Annotated in this window: 26 protein-coding genes; all 26 read right to left on the bottom strand. The window is 35.1% G+C overall.

Going from position 1 to position 17,654, the window contains the following annotated elements; all coding sequences use genetic code 11:
* Position 1: 1 nt before the first annotated feature.
* The 26 genes from KA894_RS04850 to KA894_RS04725 all read right to left on the bottom strand — a co-directional run bounded on the left by KA894_RS04850 (position 2) and on the right by KA894_RS04725 (position 17,624).
* Entirely contained in the window at positions 2 to 4,609 is a 4,608-nt protein-coding gene (locus tag KA894_RS04850; RefSeq protein ID WP_210133792.1) for a tape measure protein, read from the bottom strand.
* 27 nt (positions 4,610 to 4,636) lie between these two features.
* Positions 4,637 to 4,777: a phage tail assembly chaperone GT gene (gpGT, locus tag KA894_RS04845; RefSeq protein ID WP_182478042.1), complete on the bottom strand. Its 141-nt coding sequence runs from the start codon at positions 4,775 to 4,777 to the stop codon at positions 4,637 to 4,639.
* 44 nt (positions 4,778 to 4,821) lie between these two features.
* On the bottom strand, positions 4,822 to 5,184 hold the full coding sequence (gene gpG / locus KA894_RS04840) for a phage tail assembly chaperone G (RefSeq protein ID WP_108909453.1): 363 nt from the start codon (positions 5,182 to 5,184) through the stop codon (positions 4,822 to 4,824).
* Positions 5,185 to 5,211: 27 nt separating this feature from the next.
* A complete protein-coding gene (locus tag KA894_RS04835; RefSeq protein WP_210133791.1) occupies positions 5,212 to 5,562 on the bottom strand; it encodes a hypothetical protein in 351 nt (116 codons plus the stop codon).
* Positions 5,563 to 5,623: 61 nt separating this feature from the next.
* Positions 5,624 to 5,809: a hypothetical protein gene (locus KA894_RS04830; protein WP_108909455.1), complete on the bottom strand. Its 186-nt coding sequence runs from the start codon at positions 5,807 to 5,809 to the stop codon at positions 5,624 to 5,626.
* A gap of 18 nt (positions 5,810 to 5,827) precedes the next feature.
* Positions 5,828 to 6,457, bottom strand: a complete 630-nt coding sequence (locus KA894_RS04825; RefSeq protein ID WP_210133790.1) for a major tail protein — start codon at positions 6,455 to 6,457, stop codon at positions 5,828 to 5,830.
* A gap of 12 nt (positions 6,458 to 6,469) precedes the next feature.
* Entirely contained in the window at positions 6,470 to 6,874 is a 405-nt protein-coding gene (locus tag KA894_RS04820) for a hypothetical protein (RefSeq protein WP_210133789.1), read from the bottom strand.
* Entirely contained in the window at positions 6,875 to 7,285 is a 411-nt protein-coding gene (locus KA894_RS04815) for a hypothetical protein (protein WP_210133788.1), read from the bottom strand.
* A complete protein-coding gene (locus tag KA894_RS04810) occupies positions 7,282 to 7,611 on the bottom strand; it encodes a hypothetical protein (protein WP_115342247.1) in 330 nt (109 codons plus the stop codon). The genes KA894_RS04815 and KA894_RS04810 overlap by 4 nt, the downstream gene beginning before the upstream one ends.
* A complete protein-coding gene (locus KA894_RS04805; protein WP_210133787.1) occupies positions 7,601 to 7,942 on the bottom strand; it encodes a head-tail connector protein in 342 nt (113 codons plus the stop codon). The genes KA894_RS04810 and KA894_RS04805 overlap by 11 nt, the downstream gene beginning before the upstream one ends.
* A gap of 18 nt (positions 7,943 to 7,960) precedes the next feature.
* Positions 7,961 to 9,304, bottom strand: coding sequence for a phage major capsid protein (locus KA894_RS04800; protein WP_210133785.1), 1,344 nt, complete (start codon positions 9,302 to 9,304; stop codon positions 7,961 to 7,963).
* A gap of 40 nt (positions 9,305 to 9,344) precedes the next feature.
* Entirely contained in the window at positions 9,345 to 9,908 is a 564-nt protein-coding gene (locus tag KA894_RS04795; RefSeq protein ID WP_210133784.1) for an HK97 family phage prohead protease, read from the bottom strand.
* Positions 9,898 to 11,130: a phage portal protein gene (locus KA894_RS04790; RefSeq protein ID WP_210133781.1), complete on the bottom strand. Its 1,233-nt coding sequence runs from the start codon at positions 11,128 to 11,130 to the stop codon at positions 9,898 to 9,900. Before KA894_RS04790 ends, KA894_RS04795 begins: the two co-directional genes overlap by 11 nt.
* A 2-nt stretch (positions 11,131 to 11,132) precedes the next feature.
* A complete protein-coding gene (locus KA894_RS04785; protein ID WP_210133775.1) occupies positions 11,133 to 11,318 on the bottom strand; it encodes a hypothetical protein in 186 nt (61 codons plus the stop codon).
* A gap of 12 nt (positions 11,319 to 11,330) precedes the next feature.
* Positions 11,331 to 13,082, bottom strand: coding sequence for a terminase large subunit (locus tag KA894_RS04780; protein WP_210133774.1), 1,752 nt, complete (start codon positions 13,080 to 13,082; stop codon positions 11,331 to 11,333).
* Complete coding sequence (locus KA894_RS04775) at positions 13,075 to 13,560, bottom strand: phage terminase small subunit P27 family (RefSeq protein ID WP_115342254.1); 486 nt, start codon at positions 13,558 to 13,560, stop codon at positions 13,075 to 13,077. The genes KA894_RS04780 and KA894_RS04775 overlap by 8 nt, the downstream gene beginning before the upstream one ends.
* Before the next feature lie 156 nt (positions 13,561 to 13,716).
* Positions 13,717 to 14,067: an HNH endonuclease gene (locus tag KA894_RS04770; protein WP_115342255.1), complete on the bottom strand. Its 351-nt coding sequence runs from the start codon at positions 14,065 to 14,067 to the stop codon at positions 13,717 to 13,719.
* A gap of 640 nt (positions 14,068 to 14,707) precedes the next feature.
* On the bottom strand, positions 14,708 to 15,154 hold the full coding sequence (locus KA894_RS04765) for a transcriptional regulator (protein ID WP_210133772.1): 447 nt from the start codon (positions 15,152 to 15,154) through the stop codon (positions 14,708 to 14,710).
* Positions 15,155 to 15,167: 13 nt separating this feature from the next.
* The gene (locus KA894_RS04760) at positions 15,168 to 15,377 is read right to left on the bottom strand and encodes a DUF1514 family protein (protein WP_210133770.1); all 210 of its coding nucleotides are present in this window, start codon (positions 15,375 to 15,377) and stop codon (positions 15,168 to 15,170) included.
* 1 nt (position 15,378) lies between these two features.
* On the bottom strand, positions 15,379 to 15,579 hold the full coding sequence (locus KA894_RS04755) for a hypothetical protein (protein ID WP_210133768.1): 201 nt from the start codon (positions 15,577 to 15,579) through the stop codon (positions 15,379 to 15,381).
* Positions 15,579 to 15,779, bottom strand: a complete 201-nt coding sequence (locus KA894_RS04750) for a hypothetical protein (RefSeq protein WP_210133766.1) — start codon at positions 15,777 to 15,779, stop codon at positions 15,579 to 15,581. The genes KA894_RS04755 and KA894_RS04750 overlap by 1 nt, the downstream gene beginning before the upstream one ends.
* Positions 15,776 to 15,910, bottom strand: coding sequence for a transcriptional activator RinB (gene rinB / locus KA894_RS04745; RefSeq protein ID WP_210133764.1), 135 nt, complete (start codon positions 15,908 to 15,910; stop codon positions 15,776 to 15,778). The genes KA894_RS04750 and rinB overlap by 4 nt, the downstream gene beginning before the upstream one ends.
* Position 15,911: 1 nt before the next feature.
* Positions 15,912 to 16,145 carry a hypothetical protein gene (locus KA894_RS04740; protein ID WP_210133762.1) on the bottom strand — a complete coding sequence of 78 codons (234 nt, stop codon included), beginning with the start codon at positions 16,143 to 16,145 and terminating at the stop codon, positions 15,912 to 15,914.
* Between the two features lie 154 nt (positions 16,146 to 16,299).
* The gene (locus KA894_RS04735) at positions 16,300 to 16,488 is read right to left on the bottom strand and encodes a DUF1381 domain-containing protein (RefSeq protein WP_210133761.1); all 189 of its coding nucleotides are present in this window, start codon (positions 16,486 to 16,488) and stop codon (positions 16,300 to 16,302) included.
* Positions 16,489 to 16,498: 10 nt separating this feature from the next.
* A complete protein-coding gene (locus tag KA894_RS04730) occupies positions 16,499 to 17,326 on the bottom strand; it encodes a hypothetical protein (protein ID WP_210133760.1) in 828 nt (275 codons plus the stop codon).
* Positions 17,319 to 17,624, bottom strand: coding sequence for a MazG-like family protein (locus tag KA894_RS04725; protein WP_210133810.1), 306 nt, complete (start codon positions 17,622 to 17,624; stop codon positions 17,319 to 17,321). Before KA894_RS04725 ends, KA894_RS04730 begins: the two co-directional genes overlap by 8 nt.
* Positions 17,625 to 17,654: the final 30 nt, after the last annotated feature.

Here is a 17,654-nt window from a genome sequence, read left to right as displayed (position 1 = left end):
ATTAGAAAGCACCTCCCAAGTTGTATGCCATCATTTGCGCTTTTTTACCTTGTGCTTTACTCACATCTCGTTCAGTGAAACCTTTAGGTTGTTGTTCAATATTCTTGTTACTACGTGCGATTTGCATTAATGCATCAAGTTGTTTCTGTTGATTAGCAATCATTTGTAATAACAATTCTGTGTTATCGTTACTGTTACTTCCCCCTGTAGATGGTGTGCGCATTTGATTAGGACGTTTATTTTTCTTATTACTTTCTATTCTCTGCGATGCAATAGCAAGTAATTTCATAGCGTCAGATTGTCTACTAGGGTCAGTAGGTATAACAAATTCTGGATGACCATCTTCTGCTAATTGGTATAAACCAGATGAATTGATTAACCCGCCTGTAGCATACCCATGACCTTTGCCGATAGCAGATAACATACCTTTAGTACCATAACGAGATTTTGCGTATCTCATGCCAGCAATTAAGTTATCTAAACCATTCATAATGTTACCATGACCTGGTATTTTATAAGCATTAAATGTACCTGGTTTTACTTGTACTAAACCTTTAGCTCTACCATCATTAAGACCATCAGTCCCACCAATAGCCTTAGCATTTCCGCCAGATTCAGTTTGTATTTGTTTCTTCCAAGCATTAATATATGCAGATGATTGAGGTAGACCTGCTAATTTAAGTGCCTTCTTAACGTCTCCGTTCCATTTACCAGAACCTCCGCCATCATTAGCTTTAAGCCATTTGATAGGGTCAATAGGTGTTCCGTTCTTTTGAACTTCAAAGTGTAAGTGAGGTCCGGAAGATTTACCTGAGTTACCAGATACACCTAAGTAATCACCAGGTTTAACATTCTTACTACCACTGAATGCATGCTTACTCATGTGACCGTAAATAACTTTAGTAGCTCCTTTTACAATATCAACCATGTTACCAAAACCACCGTTCCAACCTTTACGAGCCGTAGCTTTACCAGCTAGAACAGAATATAGTTTGTCGTAAATATAGTTAATATCCACACCCATGTGAGGGCCTGCAAATGGATATCCTGGAGCTTTACCGTTAGGACTGAATGGGAAGTTAATACCTTTAGAAAGGTCGATGTAACCTCCATCACCTTCTGCTGCGTCTGACATCCAAGAAGTAAATGTATCGATTGCAGCTTTTTTAAGTTTAGAGAACATACCTTTCATCATGTCAAATGGCAATTCTGCTGCTTTAGATATACCGAAACCGTCTAAATTTAAGCCAATACCTTCAAGTACTTTATCCAGTAATTTACCCGGCTTATCTATCCACTCCATAACATCGCCGATTTTATCTTCCATCCACTTTTTACCTTTAACTGCTGTTTCAAGCGTTTTGTTTACAACAGCTTTACCGCCGTCGACAACTTTACCAGTAGCTACTTTTGCTCCTGCTTTAACTCCAGTTGCCACATCACCAAAGAAGTTATCACCTTTCTTTTTCTTCTTAGGTTTTTTGTTTGAAAGTGTACCACTAGCAAATTTAGGCATGTTATTCAACATAGAATGTGTTTGCGCACCATTCATAACCGAAGAACCTTTAGGTAGGAATGCTGTTGTATCTCTATTAGGTGTAAGAGCCATTTTGCCGTTAGGATATTTAATAGCTTCGTGTCTGAAACCACCAGGGCCATTTCCTCGTCCTTTATCTCCCACAGTAGCGAATGTGTCACGGTTTATTTTACCGTTTGTTACAACATTTTGAGTGGTAGTGTGTTCTGTTCCAGTGTGGAGTTTGACTTTAGGAAGTTTATCCATACCAAGTTTTCCACCAACCCAGTTCACACCATCGATAAGTTTGTTTAATCCGCCTTTAACTTTGTCTATCATGCCAGAGAAGAAACCTTTGATATCACCAGTTACCGACTTGATAACATCACCCATTTTGTTCATAACACCAGTGATTTTATCTTTCATTCCAGTAACTAAATCAACTGTTCCACTCTTGATACCCTTCCATTTTTTAGACATAAAACCGCCGATTGCGTTCATTGTGTTGGTCGTTCCTTTTTTGAGCGAACCCCAAGCACCTTTCACACCCGACCAAGTAGCTTTAGCTTTATTTACTGTTCCTGACTTAATGCTGTTCCATTTATTACTCATGAAACTACCTACAGCTTTAAATGTGTTAGTAGTGCCTTTTTTAAGACCGTTCCATGTGTTTTTTACGCCAGACCATAAAGCTTTAGCTCTATTTACTACACCGTTTTTAACAGAAGTCCATAATTTTAGAGCAAAATCTTTCACTGCATTAAATATTGCAGTTACTCCTTTTTTAAGCGCATTAAACGTAGCGCGAACGCCATTCCAAAGTCCTTTAGCTCGGTTTATAACACCATTTTTAATAGCATTCCAGACTTTAATAGCAAAATTCTTAACTGCATTAAATATAGCTGATATACCATTTTTTAATGCATTAAATGTATTAGTTACACCACTTCTTAAAGCTCTTACAATATTTAATACGCCATTTTTTATAATATTCCATACTTTAATGGCAAATGCTTTAATAGCATTAAATATAGTTACCACAATCCGTTTGACTAAGTTAAAGTTAGATCTAACTTGGTTAACATAAGCTTTAATTATTGCAACTACACCATTTTTAAGTAACGTCCATATTTTAATTGCTGCTGCTTTCATTCCGTTCCATAAAGCAGATAAAATATTTTTTAACGCTTGGATTGGGTGCTGAACAGCGAATTTGATGGCATTCCATACTGTTATAGCAGTGTTTTTAATGGCGTTCCAAACAACAATTGTAGAAGTTTTAATTGCATTCCAAATATTAATAATATAAGGCTTAATAAATCCGAAAACTGCAATTGCTGCATTTTTTATTGCATTCCATGCGCCTATTACAGCATTTCTAAATGTACTATTTGTTTTCCAAAGATAAACAATAGCACCAACAAGTGCAGTAATCACAGTGATAACTATTCCAACTGGTCCAGTCATAAATCTGATTGCTAATCCTAATCCTCGTGTGGCTAATGCAGCTGCTTTAGTAACACCAGTCCAAATTGTCATTGCTGTTGCTGCAATTTTCGATTTAATAGCTTGTACTGTTTGAGAAGTAGTTAACGCTGCCATTGCAACCCTATAGCCATTTGCTATACCACGAGCAGTAGCAGTAACACCATTCCATATTGCTTGTGATGCAGCTGATATTTTGGCTGCAGCATTATGTCTTATGAAAAATTGGATTAAACTAGACATTCCACCGAACATTCCACCAATTGTACTGGCTAATTTACCAAATATGGTTAAAACTGGACCTAGAGTTACTAACGTAATGCCAAGCCATTTAACTATGCCACCTAATGTTTTTTGTGTAGAACCGTCTAATCCTTGCCACCATTTTATAACGGATTGGATACCATTACTAATTGTAGTGAAAGCCTTACCTAGTTTTTCACCTGTTTCTTTTGCCCACTGTTGAGCACCAGGAGATTTAAGTAACTTTTCAAACTCATGTAGTGACCCTTTAGCTTGTTCAAACACTCCGCCTAGTAGACTTTCTCCTATTTGGCCAATATAAGCTTTAGTATTTTGTAGCATACCTTTCCATGATTTAGAATATGCACTAGCCATACCACCTGCGAAGTCATCCATTACGGTTAGGAATTCTTTTGAACTAACTTCACCGTTGGTAACCATTTCTCTAAATGCATCATATGAAACGCCTAAATGTTTAGCCATAGCATTACTAAAACCTGGCATACCTTCTTCAACCATGTTTAATTCTTGGGTCATGAGTTTGCCTTGACCTTGCACACGGTTAAATATCATAGCCATTTCAGATACTGGCCTATTACTACCAACTGCAGCATCACCAACAAGTTTGATGTATTTCTCTAAGTCCTTTCCTTCTTTGACCCCTGCTGCTAAAGCACCTGCTGCAACATCAGTACCTTCTGCCATTGTAGTCATTCCACCTTCAATAGCTTTCGCTACTTGGTCAGTGATTGAACCTACTTCTTTTGTAGAATAGCCTAGTCCTTCAAGCTTAGCTTTAGCGCTGTCTAATCCGACCAATCTATCAAACCCTAACTTTGCTGTGATACCAGCCATAGCAGTACCAGCAATCAATGCGGGTTTAGTAATACTATTAGAGAGAGACCTTCCCATGTCTTGCGCTTTTTGTCCGACACCTTGTAGTCCAGAACCAATAGACCCAAACGATTTACTTAATTTACCCAACATTGAGAAGTTTTGTTGGTATTCTTTTGTGACGCTACTCAATTGACTTTTGTACATATTAAAAGCGTTAGTTTCTTTGTTAATCTGATTTGCTAAATCTAAGGCAGCTTTAGATCCTGCACCTTGTTCTGCAGATACTTCTGAATGCCTTCTTTTTAGCTGCTCTAAATGTTTAGAACTGCCATCTACAGCTGTCTGTAGTTCACTCATACGGTCTTTATAGGCTGCAGCAGATTTATTGCCATATTTAAAGTTATTATTAGATACCTTCATACTGCTATCTAAAGCTCTAAACTCTCGCTTAACGTTTGAAAGTTTTTTACTAACATCCATATCATTAAGACTTAAATCTATCTGCAGCCCTTTTATTCTTTCTGCCATTATTCCACCTCCAATCTTTGAGATGACTTACATAAATGCATCGAGCATACTTTCTGTTTTCTTAACATTTTTTTGATTACTTTCATCTACTAATTCCATAAAAAAGGCGAAAGGCATATCTAGTATTTCGTTGATATCCTTCCCGCCATCTTTCATCATCTGTAGCATGATTTTTTTCATATTCTTTTTATGTTCGGACCAAGTGAGTGACTTTAAATTATTCTCGCTAGTTCCTTTTTTCTTTCTTCGTCCATTTGTCCTTGTGCGATAAATTCGATTTGCCCTTGCAATTCTTCTACTGCATCTGGTGCGTGAAGTCTGTCTAGCAAGTCATCTTTAGTAAATTGGTTGTTATAAATATCAACCACCATATCTAACATTTGGTCGATGTTTTCTTGTGCAGAAGTATTTTCATCTGATGCGCCGTCCATTAAATCAGCAGCATCGTATATTTTACGGAATGGAATTTGAGTAGGTGTAATATATGTGTCAAATTTTGCGTTACCTTCTGTATCTGTTACTGCGTTACCTTTTTTGTCGATTTGAATTAATTTAATAAAATTACGTTTAGCCATTTATAATTACTCCTTTAAATTTAATTTTTATTTATTATTAATAGGTATGATGGATTCTGGTTGCTCGTTTTCAGCTATAGCATGTAAACCAGTTGTGTATATCACTCCCTCAAGAAGTTCTGTTTTACTGGGATGCGTATAACATTCTGTAATTTGTCGATATCCTTCTTCAGCATCGTCTGTATATTGAACGCTAAATGCTGTGCCATAAGGTTTATCTAGATCTTTCGTATCCCACTCAAAGTTAATTCGCTGTTTTAATGGGATTTTTTTACCTTGATAAATCACGGTTGGTACAGAATTAATATCCTTCTGAGTGATGACTAATAAATCAGTTTCTTTTTTCTTCTTTTTGAAAAAGTCGATTAATTTTTTCATAGCTAGTCTCCTTTAATTTTTATTTGCAAATAAAAAGAGGGCATAAAGCCCTCGTTAATAGTTATTCTTCTATTTCTTTAATTAACACCATGCCACGTTTATTATCACTTGTAGTAAGGTCTAATATGCGGTCATGAGTTATCTTTTTGTTTGCTGGTTTAGGATAAGTATCGCCAGCATTATAAACTTTGTTCTTATCTTCTAGATCAATGAATTTGTGTAATACTTCATATTTTTTCTTAGCCATAATCAAACCTCCTGTATGTTATGCGCCTAGTTCTTCTTCTGGTGTACTTGTTCCTTCATCTGAATTACTACTTTCTGCAGATTCACCAAAGATAGCTTCCCAAATAGCATCTTTCATAACTGATGTTCCTTTTGCATCATGGCCAAGTAACATAGCTTTTTCTTCTTCAAATCCTTTAACTGGTGCTTGCATGAATTCTGCAGTAGTAGAGTCTGAACTGAATTCAACACCATCTTCTTTAGTGTTACCTTCTAGTTCTGGGAATGTGAATAATCCTTTAGGTAATCCAACATATTCACGAGAACCATCTTCCATAGTCTTAGCGAACATAACTGCTACATATGGAGGTGTATCGTTACCCACAGATACAATGCCATCTTCTGATTTTTCTAAACCAAATAAAGCCACTCTATCTTCTAATGGAAGTTTATGGAAACCAGCTTCTACTTCAATTGTTCCGTTAGCAACCGCCATTTCTGCTACTTGGTTATCACCGTATGCTTTTTCAATATCTTGATCTTTTGATACTGAAATCTCTTGTAAATATTTAATACGTTCTGGGTCAGTAACTTGTTGTACATCTTCACCATGCACTTTGTAATAAAATTCTGTTAAACCTGTAAATGAACGGTAGTTTTTCTCTGCCATATTAAAACACTCCTATAATTTGAAATATTGTTTACCTTCAAACCTTTTTGCTTGTCGGTATATGTTGAAATCTTTGACGTATTCAGGTTTCATTGAGGACGTTTCGCCGAACCCCAATTTTTCCCACATCATTCTTTGCAATAAAAAAACGAGCCTATCTGATAGGACTCGTCCGTTTACGCCTTGCTTTTGTTTTACAAATACATCTATTTGATAAAAATATTCGTAAGTTAAATTGTCATTATCTGCAAAATCAGAAGGTGTAGGTGTGTCTAATGGATCTATAACAATCACTACATCTTTGATTTCTTGTGCGTTTGGATAATCAAAAAATTTAATGTTGTTCTTAGGAACATGTTCCATAATTTCTTTATTATCTATAATCGCTTCATATATCTTCATTGTGATGTCATCCATTTACACCCTCCTAGCTAATTCTGATTTAATTGTGGCAAAATATGTTTCTCTGCCTTTTCGCATTGCATTTTCTATAACACCTTTACCAGCAGTGTTAACCCACTTACCAGAGCGGTCAAAATGGCCATATTCGTTAAGGTGTATAATACGATAACGTTCACCAGGCACATTACTGTTCCAGTGAATTTTTACTTCACGAACACCACCCACAGTTTCGGGTTTAGATACAGTTGTTGATTTGAAAGACTTACCAGTGCCTGCAAATGAACGCATATCTCTAGCAATAATAGATGCAACCACGCCTCCGCCTTTTGTTAAGGCGTAATCAGTAATTTTTTGCATCTTACGTTTTCCAAGCCTACGTTCAAGTTCACTCTGTAATTCCTTTGCGCCGCGTAATGTTGCCTTCATTGTTCTTCACCCACCACTTTTACGTAATTAGGCGTCTTAGCAGGGGCTACATTTTTGACATTAAAAAACAACCCTGCATAAATACCATTTTGTATTTCAAACGTTTGATTTACGTTAGGTATAAATTGAGGTTGTGCATTTCTAATATTTAATGTAACTGACCTTTTACTAAGCTCTAAGTTGCCTAATTGAACATCTTTTTGAGTAGGTTCATATAGTCCACTGAAACAACTATATATAGGTTGAAAACCACCCATGCCAGCTTCTGGACCATCATTAACATTTTCGTAAAAAGTAACTCTATAATCTAATTGGTTAAGATTCATCGGCTATCACCTCGATGTTATCTCTGCGCCATTTAGCAAGATCACTACGTAATGTTTGCACTAATTTTATTGAAGATGCTGGTATATCGAAACTTTGCTCATTAGAAGTAATAGAACGATTATCATTGTGATGAGCAATGATATTCAATACTGCTAAATTAAACGTCGGATTATCTTTGTAAAAAGGCTCATCCTCACTATCTAAAGAAACAGCCGTTTTCACTTCATTGATAGCGCCAGGCAAATAAACTTCCATAATTAAGTCATCGTCAAAATCATAGTCAACGCGTATTGCTTTCTTGATGGATTCAACGTTATCCAATTTGAACATTGAAATCACCTACTTTTCTTATGCGCCTAAATCGCCATCTGGTTCTTGTGCTGAATCTTCAAATGTTACGAAGAAACCAGCGTTTTTATCTGCTTGTTTAACATCGAAACGGAAAGCGCCCATCAAGTATTTACCGTAGATTTCGTTTTCAATCCATTGAACTGATACGTCTGTACGGTCAGCAAATAGAACACCACGTTTAATATCACCAATAAATGCTTTAGCATCACCATTAGTACCTAATAGGTCATCACGCACAACTGTTACGTTCATGCCTAATACTGTGTTCCCTGCAGTATTAATAATGCTATCTTGTAATAAATAACGACCGTTACCATCTTTCAAAGTATCTAATTTTTGGTAGAAACTTTGTGTACAGATGATTTGACGGTCGTAACCTGGGTCTAATTTAACGTTAATGATTGCTTTTAAGTCATCCACATCAGAGATTGATGTAGGGTTAAATGCTTGTAACACTGCTCCAATTCTTTCATTTAAAGTATTAATTTTTTGTTCGTTGATATTCTCAGACACAATAGCAGTTAAGTTAGCAACTGAATCGTCTAACGCCTCTTGTGAGATTGGAATAGATCCACGGTAAGTGTCTACTTCCCATGCAATTGTTTCGAATTCTGGACGCGCTAACTCTGGGTTTTTCTCTAGTTCTGCAACAGTGTTAAATTTAGCATTAGCACGTTTTAAGATTGGGTATTTACCACTTGCAGTTGATACTGATGTTTTTTGTACTAATTCTGATAAGTCTTGTACTGTCTTAACTTCTTTCTCAGGAATATATTTAATATCCTCTGGAATTGTTACGCCAACATCATCAGACTTAACATTGTCACGTTTTGCTCCTTTAGATTTCATGTACTGTTCGAAACCTAAGATTTCCTCGTTTGTTTCTTGATTTTGATTTAATTTCGCCATAGAACGTTTCGCTCCTTCTTTTTTCTTTTTGTCTTTTTCTTCTTCCAGCTCGTCTTCCGTAGGTTCTTCTACTTTCTCGATAGCTGGTGTTTCATCTTTTGCCTTATCATCAGACGATGGTTTATCATCCTCTGTGTCTGGCTTTTCTTCTTTGTCATCGGTTGGGTTATCCTCTGACTTGTCTTCCTTGGGTTCCTCTGTCTTGTTGTCCGTTTCTTCTGCACCTTCATCTTTAGGTGGTGTTTCATCTTGCTTAGGCGCTGATGCTTCGATTTCTTCAGAAAGTTGTTCAAGTTCTTCATATTCTTTTTTCTGTGCATCGATATCAGCTTTTAAATTACGAGCAGTTTCAAGGTCGCCCTTTTCGACTGCTTCTTGCGCTTTAGAAATCAAATTAGAGATTTCTTTTTTGCGCTCGTCTAAATTAGCCATGTGTATGCCTCCTTATTAAATTTGGGTATAAAAAATAGCCTTACGTTTTAAAACGTAGGCCGTCCAATTCAATCGCTATTTTCAATTTTTCTAACTCTTTAACTTGTGTTAGGTCTTGTGAACGTTGAGCAACTAACACGCCAGTATCTTTATAAGCAGGTGTGGTGACGATGCTTACATCAATTAACTTTTCAAACTTTTCAACATTCATGACGTAATCTCCATCTTCAACAGTCCAATAAAATCCAGTTGTTTTACCATTGTTATCTTTTAAATACCAAGCGTGAAAACTACATTCATTAACGTTTCCCACATCAATATTTTCGTATATATCCTTTGCGTAAGATGTTTGTGGCAGCCAACATTTAAATTTTAATCCTTTGTCGTCCACAGATAGTTCAAGCGTTCCAGCTTTTGTCCTACCAATAACATATCTATCTTCATGATTGATTAAACACTTAACGTCATCTATGTCCACATCGTCTAAAGCATTAGGTAAAACTCTTTCTTTAAACCCGCCTAAATCATTACTCAGTGTATTAAAAGTTAAAGCATAACCTTCAATAACCATATCCTGTGTAGTCTCAACGTTACTATTTGTCATATTCATCACCCCTTTCAACTGTGTTTTTTTCAACTTCTTTTTCTATCTTTGATTCTTGATAGCTTTGTAAAGTTGAAAGTGGCGCTCTGTTAAGGTCAACAAGTGGTTGTTCACCATATTCAATAGGTTGATAACCAAATACACTTCTTGCTTCATCTGTTGATATAATTCCTTTACCATGCAATTCTGTAATACGTTGCAATTGTAATTCTGGGTCAATATCAATAAGACGAGAAGAATCAAATTCCAATTCATAACCAGAATCAATGAATTTGAATATCTTAGTTTCTAGTTCTGCAATCATCATTTTGAATATTGGATCTAATGTACTTTGCAGATATTCGAGATTAGCTTGTGTAATGGATGTATTAACCGTTTCTATACCTAATTTAGATACTGGTAATCCAAATGCTTTAGCGACTTGTGATGTGCTGAACTTATAACTATTTAAGAAATTTAATACCTCAGTCGGTATTTGTAACCGTTTAAAGTCCATCGTGTCATCTATAGCAACTAGTCCACCATTATTTTTTAATTGGCTGTTCGCAAAATCTTGTTTTAAATCTCTTAACTGCTCGGCATTGATGTGACCTTTTTTATACTGCAATACAGAAGTTGACGTACCACCATTGTCAAAGAAATTCCGTAAGAAACTTTTTGAACCTTGTGATATACCAATCTCATGTGCTAACGCGTACAAGGGACTATAACCTACATATCCATCTAGTGTGATGTATCTAAAATGCAGTATATCCTCACTAGTAATTTTTACTGCATTACCTTCTACATCCTCACTGACGTTATAAATAACTTCCCCATCCTTTTCTTCAATCCCTACTAAATCGTTATGTAAGAAATGGAAACCAACAGGGAAATCATTTTTATCACGTACAATCTCAACGAACGATTGGCCGTTGAGTAACATGTTCGCAATGATAATGAATTTGAAGTGCCACCCTGGTAAGTCTGAATGAGGATTGTTATTGAATAAATTCAATACATCGTTCATTACTGTGTTCGTCTCATGACCTTTAACTTTTAATTTTGTACTAGCAATATCTGCTGAAATAATACGTGTAGCAGTAAATACATCACTGTTTTTCAATGCATTAATACCAACATAACTCGCATGTGTTCCATGTTCTTGCCAGTACAATAATCTTTCTAAATCTCTATTCATTTTTTCTTGTTTACTTGTAAATCCTAAATCAAGTAATGGCATTTTTAATTTTCACCCCTTTCTGAGGTGTTATCGTACGCTTGATTTAACACTCCAGTTAAACCAATTAAAAATAAACCACCAACAATAAATGCTAATGGTTTCCAAAATATAAATAATCCATAGAATATACTGGTTATTCCGACTATAAATAATATAATCAATAATAATGCGTATAAGAATTTTTTCATTGCAACACCTCCCTATAAGAACATTGGCATAAACGTTTCTGTGTCCCATTCGTGTTCACTAGCTATTACATAAGCGAATATTGTAGCCATGAGTGGGTCGATTTTATGTCTGTTCATTTTCTTTTCAATCATTATTGAGTCATTCACATTCTTAGCAATAGCATTTTTAACTGCTGTATCTAATAATGGGTTTTTATGATGTTTAACATCACCATTAATTACATTTAATCTGAAATCTAAGTTAGGATTAGATAATGTTTGTGGACCCTGTCTTATTTCATATAAGTCATAAAACCATTCTCTACGTTCAATCTCTGCTAACACACCGTGTATAGAATAAGGGTCGTAACAAATGGCTTGAACATCTAAATTGTGTCTATTCACATAATTTTCAATGTAATCTAAGACTTGGTCTGTATTTATAATCCCGCTAGACAAGTTTGTGATAGTACAATAGCCATCATTTGCTAACTGATGATAATCTATAAGGTCTCGCTCAATCTTTCCTTGTAACCCTCCTTTAGTGCCCACAAAGGAGTGAGAGGTTATATAGTATTGTTTGTTGGTTTCATCTAGGTGTATAAAGGATATTGCTGTTAAATCATCTGCGCGAGATAAGTCTAAGCCGATATAAACTTTTGAATTATTAATGTCGAAGTCAGTTTCGTTTTTCTTCCAATCATTGAAATCAAGGTAAGATTCTTCACTAGCTTGCATCCAATAATTGAAGTTTTTCACTAACACTCTGAACATTGTATTTTTCTTAGTAGCTTCTGCTACACGCTTTTCAAGAAAATCTTCTATTTGTTCTTTCAATTCATCTGTCTCGTTAATCAATGGGTTAGATTTAGCCCAAGTGGACTTATCTTGCCATTCATCTTCTGAATCTTGTTCATAGATCACTGCGAAGTATTCATCATCCGTATATACTTCCGCTAATATATCTTTTGCATATGGCCATTCATCTGTATACATTGGCGCGTTAAGATTAAAACCTGCTGTTGAGATAATAAAAATTAAACTTTGTAATAAGTTACCTTGACCAGACTGTATAAGTTCTAGCATTTCATTTGTTTTTGCTGCATGATATTCATCTATTACTGCTAAGAATGGTTCGAATCCGTCCACTGCTCCAGTATCACGAGAGAGAGGCATTACATATGAATCATCTTTAGTGTTTTGCAACAACTCGCGCACTTTCTTAACATCTTTTTTTAGTTCTGGTACCTTAGATACAAAGTACATCAATTGTTTAGCAACCATATTAAATACAATACTTGCTTGTTTTTTATCATTAGCTGCAGCAAACATTTGTCGTCCTTCTTTAGGTTCTTTATCAAATAGGAAAGCATATAATACCAAACCACTTACCAATAAAGATTTACCAGACTTTCTTGATACAGAGATAAAAGCTTTTCTAAAACGCAACATGTCGTTGTCTTTAGTAAACCAACCACGCACGCTAGCGATGATGAATTTTTGGAACAATCCAAGTTTATTTATATTACCTTTTGTATCGGGCAGTGCTTCAATGAATTTAATAACCTTTTTAGCGCGTTTAGGCTTATAGGTATAATTCCATTCATCATTGTTTATTGACCGTTGTATGTCCTTTAAATGACGAATACAAGCCAACCTAGTATCCTTACACGTAACATAAGCTCCAGACAAGACCATGACACAATATTTATAAGCGTCATCTCTGTATTCTTTAGGTATATCTAATAATGTTTCATACGCTTTAGGTATTTTTACGCTAGTCATCGTCATCAACACCAAATTCATCGTACACAGATTGTTTAACTTCACTTTCAGTAGGCACAACTAACCTCATACGTGAATCGATTGTCATTCCTAATTGCCCACAAATAGAACGCAACTCTTTCAACGACTCCATATAAGCCATGAAGGCGCCTGTTTTACGATTAGTTTCCGGGTCAACCATACCTTCAATACCATTTTTCTCGCTTATTGAGCGATATAAAGTATCGTTCTGATCTAATACTTCACAATATTTCTTGATAAGCGAATAATCTAATTCGGCTATTGGCAATTGTTCAAGTAATGGTACTACCCTTAACCACTCTTTAGCAGCATTTTCAGTTAAACCATCAGGCACAGTTTCAACATTAATTTTTGTGAACTGTTGTAAGCCGTTTTCTTTAAGTTCTGATTGTTCTAATTCTTCTTTTGTTCTATTTCCTAGCTTATTTGCATTTAATTTCGGTTTTCTTCCTGCCATATCAGCACCTCCAGACGTTATATGACTTTGTGAAAGTTTTCATTTTGGGAATTTGGTCACAGAAAGGGGCGGCTCGTTGTTCGCTGTTCCCAGAGTGACGGGGGTTTTCTTTCTCCCCCAAAAATATTTTTGAAAAATAAAAAATAAAGTAAAAAATTAATTAGAATGAATTTTGTTGTGGCATGAAATACACACCGCCTCTAAATTTTCCATATCCAGTCTTTTTGACCAGTCGTCTTTTAACTCCACGATGTGATGGACAATTAAATCCTTGTCATTCACAACACCTTCAGCTAAACAGTGTTGACATAAGTAGTTATCACGTATTAAAACCTGCACACGTAACTTACGCCACAATGTACTGTTGTAGAACGCTGTATACTCCTTATTACGTCTATTCTGCCTAACCTCTTGGTTATACCTTTTGGTATTGCCTTTCCTATACCTTTGCAACTCGGTTTGAGTATAGTTCTTGTTACCAAGTCGAACCTTTGGTTGAACAAACAAATGAATCAACTTCTTTCATTTGAATTTAATATTTAAAATTAATAATTATTTAAATTGGTTTTAAAAATAAAAAAAGAAAAGACAAAACAAAATCTAAAATAAAATTAAGAAATCATTTTGTCTTTCACTTTAGAAAATGTTTCATCAATCAAATGCAAATTAATCTTTAAAGTTTATGATCAATAAAACATTTCTTTATTATTCAATTGTTAAAACAACAAACAAACTTTACTTTGATTTATTATTTAATGTTTCAATTAATCTTTTAAACTAACGAAACCTTTTAATGTAAATGAATGTTCATTGTTCTGTCTGTCATACACTCAATGGATAAGTGTTGACCTTCAAAGCCTGCACTCAAAGTGCATGACCTTTAACATAGGTCCTTAAAGTATGCGACCTTAAACACCGCACCTTAATAAGTAGTGTCCTTTAATATGTGTGTCCTTATTATGTGGGTAGATTAAATAGGTGCATACAAAAAGACACGCTACAAAAGTAACGTGCCTCGTATAATATAGTACTAGGTTTCACACACCTACATTATTAATAGCTCTACCTCTAAAGCTACTATCCATTTTACCTATGATATAATATTAACCCATTGACAAGGCGCAATTCACTAATGTGGTAATTGCGGTTAGTCGAAATGTATCCATCCTATTCTTTCTGCAGTATCTCTCATTATTTGATTGCGCATTCTAATAGCAGAATGTTGGCTGATAACCTTATCATCTTCTCTACGTTTAGTTAACTCATGAGCTATATCTTCCCACTCATATATAAGCAGGTCTTTCTCCCAATATCTATATTCGATAATCGCCTTCTGTTCTGGTGTAGCTCTGTTGTATACGTCTTCCACAGCTTGTATAGTTGATTGTAAGTTACGATACTTATCATCTTTATGTAGCTTGATGACTTCATTCTCTACTGGACTGCTAGGCAAATTAGACTTGCCACCACCTACATTTGTATCTTCTGGCTGGTATAACAGTTCATATCTTCTATATGCTAACTGTCCTTTCATCTCATCATACTTGCGATAAAACTGTTCTAATTTTGGAATATCTTCTTTACCTAAATTCATATGCTACCTCCAGTTACTTCATACGGTTATTAAACTCATTTTTAATCTTGCGTAAATCCTCATCGCTCAACTCTCTCTTAGGCAAGTCCTTTTCAAATATCGTGAATAGTAGATAAGCTACTTCATACTCCAATGCATCTATCTTTGTATCTTTAATTGAATTGTATATAAGCGTGAGTATTGTAATACAACCTAATACAATTGTCGCTATTATCCAGAACATATCAAAATACCTCCTGTAATTTAATCTTCACTATCTTTCCACCATATTTCTCAACAAACTCACGCACCCAATCTTTATCTTTAAAAATCAATGCTTTGTTTATATCAGTTGTAACGTTGACATCTTTAAACATTTTACTCCCAAAGTAAGATTGACAACGCCCTGTGAAAAAGGTTTTATCTGTAGCCATTACCATGTACACTACTCGTCCTCCTCAATAGACACATTTATAATCTCTCTAGGTAAGCTCACGTTATCTGGATGACTGTTGAACACTTCTTGTGCTTTTGTCTTAGCTTCTTCTTCATCTCTAGCATCTACCACGGTGCAAGGATGATACATTAAAGGGATGACCCCTTGATACAAATACGGTACTTCGAATTGTACTTTATACTTAGTCATCTACTCACCTCATAATCCCTCGGCCCATCCACCATATCGTTTGCTTGTTTCCTAACAATGATCTCGTACGTGATTGCTTTACTTAGTTCGTATAAGAATATAATTAATAATGGTTTGAGTATGTGTTTCATATTACCGACTCCCTAATCCTAAAATGTCTGCTCTTATTTTCTTAATTTCTAAGTTATATTGTTCTGCTAATTCTAATGCGTCCTCGTAATCTTCATATAGTACAGCTTTCGTTAAGTCTTTTGTAGTTTCTAACACTTTCTCCACGACTATTTCATCAGCATAAAAACTCACAATAGAACCGGTAGCCATTCGATTATTACGTGTAACAACATAATAGTATTTGCCTGTTTCCAAGTTACTCACTGCCCTTTCTTATTGTCCTCTGATTTTTCCTTCAAAAGTTTTTTTAACTCATCACTAGCAGGTTTCTTCTCTACACCACGTTGAGTAGTCATTTCTACCATACATAAAGTAAGAGGTATACTAATAATTAAAGCTAGTAATATCATCACTCACTGTCCTTTTTTAACGATAATTCAATAAAATGTTCTGATATGTTTTTATACTCTGCTATCCTCTTAGCTTCTTCTGCACTCTCTGCATCCACCACAACAAACGTTTCATTCTCCTTAGCCTTAGTTGCATCCAGGAACACTTCATCTGTTGTGTGGTGTATTTTGCGTACTAGGTATTGCATAGATTCACTCCTACTTATTAAGAATAGATTTTATTTTAAGGTATATATCACTTTCTTTTTTGTTAGCATATTTGAATGTATAGCTTCCTACTCTATTTCGTAACCCTTTTAAGTTTTTAGTTATATTACTTTGTTGTAATTTTGTATACTTTGCAGCGTCACTAACACTTCCAAATGACATTAAAAACTTACCTGTTTTGAATTCGTACATATCAATAGGTACACTTTTTGTAAATTTTCGTTCTTGGTAACTTTTTTCTTTATTGTCTTTCCAAGAAATAAATTGCATGTTTTCATAAAAATATCCTAGTTTTGGGTTAATCCTATCTATACTAGGTGCATAATCTTTTTTAAAATCTTTATTTTTATATTCTTCAAACAACTTTAAATAGTCATAGTGTTTGCTATATTTATCCGAAAATTCTTTCGCAGTAAAAGGAAGTTTTCCAAATCCGTTTGCTTTGTTCCGCTCGTTCATACCATGATACAAGTTGTTTAGATAACCTGTAGGAGTCTTTCTATATCTTCTTCTATATTCATTATTATAGTCTTTGCTTTGATAATTTAAATCTTTAGTAATATCTAAATGAACAATTGGGATTTCACAACCACAATCTCTCCGATGTCCACTCCTTAAATATTGCATTGAATATAGAACTTCATTGCCACAATCGCATAAACATTTATAGCAAGTCACATATTTGCCACTAGGTCGAATTTTTACAATTCTTTCTTTGGCTACCAACTTTCCAAACCTATGATTAGTAATATCTATTCTTGTTTCTGTATTAGTTTTAGATGTTGGCATACTATCAAAAATAGAACATACTTTAACCATTCAAATCACTTGCCTTAATAAATGTACCGTTTATAGTACGCCCAGTTCTCCCTTTGATCTCGTCATATGCGTACTGTAAACACTCCTGTAACGACCAACCATGTTGTTGTGCCAATATAATTAAAGTAACGACTGTATCGCCTATACCGTCTTTTAAATCATCTAATTTGTTACGAGATAATGCTGCGCCAACTTCCCCACTTTCTTCCCACACTTTAAGTGCTTGACGTGTTGGGTCTGCTTTGTGCAAATCTTTATCTTTACTCCATTGTTCTACTTGTTTAATTAATTCGTTCATATTGCTTTTCTCTTTCATAGTGTTGTACAT

This window comes from Staphylococcus sp. GDY8P131P (assembly GCF_017891975.1).
Classification (GTDB): domain Bacteria; phylum Bacillota; class Bacilli; order Staphylococcales; family Staphylococcaceae; genus Staphylococcus; species Staphylococcus nepalensis.
Note: the sequence above shows the minus strand (reverse complement) of the source record. Positions and strands in the feature narration are given on the sequence as shown.

Excerpts from the sequence above, each read along its gene's own strand:
- KA894_RS04850 (WP_210133792.1), bottom strand. The coding sequence starts at position 4,609 with ATGGCAGAAAGAATAAAAGGGCTGCAGATAGATTTAAGTCTTAATGAT.
- gpGT (WP_182478042.1), bottom strand. The coding sequence starts at position 4,777 with ATGCTACAGATGATGAAAGATGGCGGGAAGGATATCAACGAAATACTA.
- gpG (WP_108909453.1), bottom strand. The coding sequence starts at position 5,184 with ATGGCTAAACGTAATTTTATTAAATTAATTCAAATCGACAAAAAAGGT.
- KA894_RS04835 (WP_210133791.1), bottom strand. The coding sequence starts at position 5,562 with ATGAAAAAATTAATCGACTTTTTCAAAAAGAAGAAAAAAGAAACTGAT.
- KA894_RS04830 (WP_108909455.1), bottom strand. The coding sequence starts at position 5,809 with ATGGCTAAGAAAAAATATGAAGTATTACACAAATTCATTGATCTAGAA.
- KA894_RS04825 (WP_210133790.1), bottom strand. The coding sequence starts at position 6,457 with ATGGCAGAGAAAAACTACCGTTCATTTACAGGTTTAACAGAATTTTAT.
- KA894_RS04820 (WP_210133789.1), bottom strand. The coding sequence starts at position 6,874 with ATGGATGACATCACAATGAAGATATATGAAGCGATTATAGATAATAAA.
- KA894_RS04815 (WP_210133788.1), bottom strand. The coding sequence starts at position 7,285 with ATGAAGGCAACATTACGCGGCGCAAAGGAATTACAGAGTGAACTTGAA.
- KA894_RS04810 (WP_115342247.1), bottom strand. The coding sequence starts at position 7,611 with ATGAATCTTAACCAATTAGATTATAGAGTTACTTTTTACGAAAATGTT.
- KA894_RS04805 (WP_210133787.1), bottom strand. The coding sequence starts at position 7,942 with ATGTTCAAATTGGATAACGTTGAATCCATCAAGAAAGCAATACGCGTT.
- KA894_RS04800 (WP_210133785.1), bottom strand. The coding sequence starts at position 9,304 with ATGGCTAATTTAGACGAGCGCAAAAAAGAAATCTCTAATTTGATTTCT.
- KA894_RS04795 (WP_210133784.1), bottom strand. The coding sequence starts at position 9,908 with ATGACAAATAGTAACGTTGAGACTACACAGGATATGGTTATTGAAGGT.
- KA894_RS04790 (WP_210133781.1), bottom strand. The coding sequence starts at position 11,130 with ATGCCATTACTTGATTTAGGATTTACAAGTAAACAAGAAAAAATGAAT.
- KA894_RS04785 (WP_210133775.1), bottom strand. The coding sequence starts at position 11,318 with ATGAAAAAATTCTTATACGCATTATTATTGATTATATTATTTATAGTC.
- KA894_RS04780 (WP_210133774.1), bottom strand. The coding sequence starts at position 13,082 with ATGACTAGCGTAAAAATACCTAAAGCGTATGAAACATTATTAGATATA.
- KA894_RS04775 (WP_115342254.1), bottom strand. The coding sequence starts at position 13,560 with ATGGCAGGAAGAAAACCGAAATTAAATGCAAATAAGCTAGGAAATAGA.
- KA894_RS04765 (WP_210133772.1), bottom strand. The coding sequence starts at position 15,154 with ATGAATTTAGGTAAAGAAGATATTCCAAAATTAGAACAGTTTTATCGC.
- KA894_RS04760 (WP_210133770.1), bottom strand. The coding sequence starts at position 15,377 with ATGTTCTGGATAATAGCGACAATTGTATTAGGTTGTATTACAATACTC.
- KA894_RS04750 (WP_210133766.1), bottom strand. The coding sequence starts at position 15,779 with ATGACTAAGTATAAAGTACAATTCGAAGTACCGTATTTGTATCAAGGG.
- rinB (WP_210133764.1), bottom strand. The coding sequence starts at position 15,910 with ATGAAACACATACTCAAACCATTATTAATTATATTCTTATACGAACTA.
- KA894_RS04735 (WP_210133761.1), bottom strand. The coding sequence starts at position 16,488 with ATGCAATACCTAGTACGCAAAATACACCACACAACAGATGAAGTGTTC.
- KA894_RS04730 (WP_210133760.1), bottom strand. The coding sequence starts at position 17,326 with ATGGTTAAAGTATGTTCTATTTTTGATAGTATGCCAACATCTAAAACT.
- KA894_RS04725 (WP_210133810.1), bottom strand. The coding sequence starts at position 17,624 with ATGAACGAATTAATTAAACAAGTAGAACAATGGAGTAAAGATAAAGAT.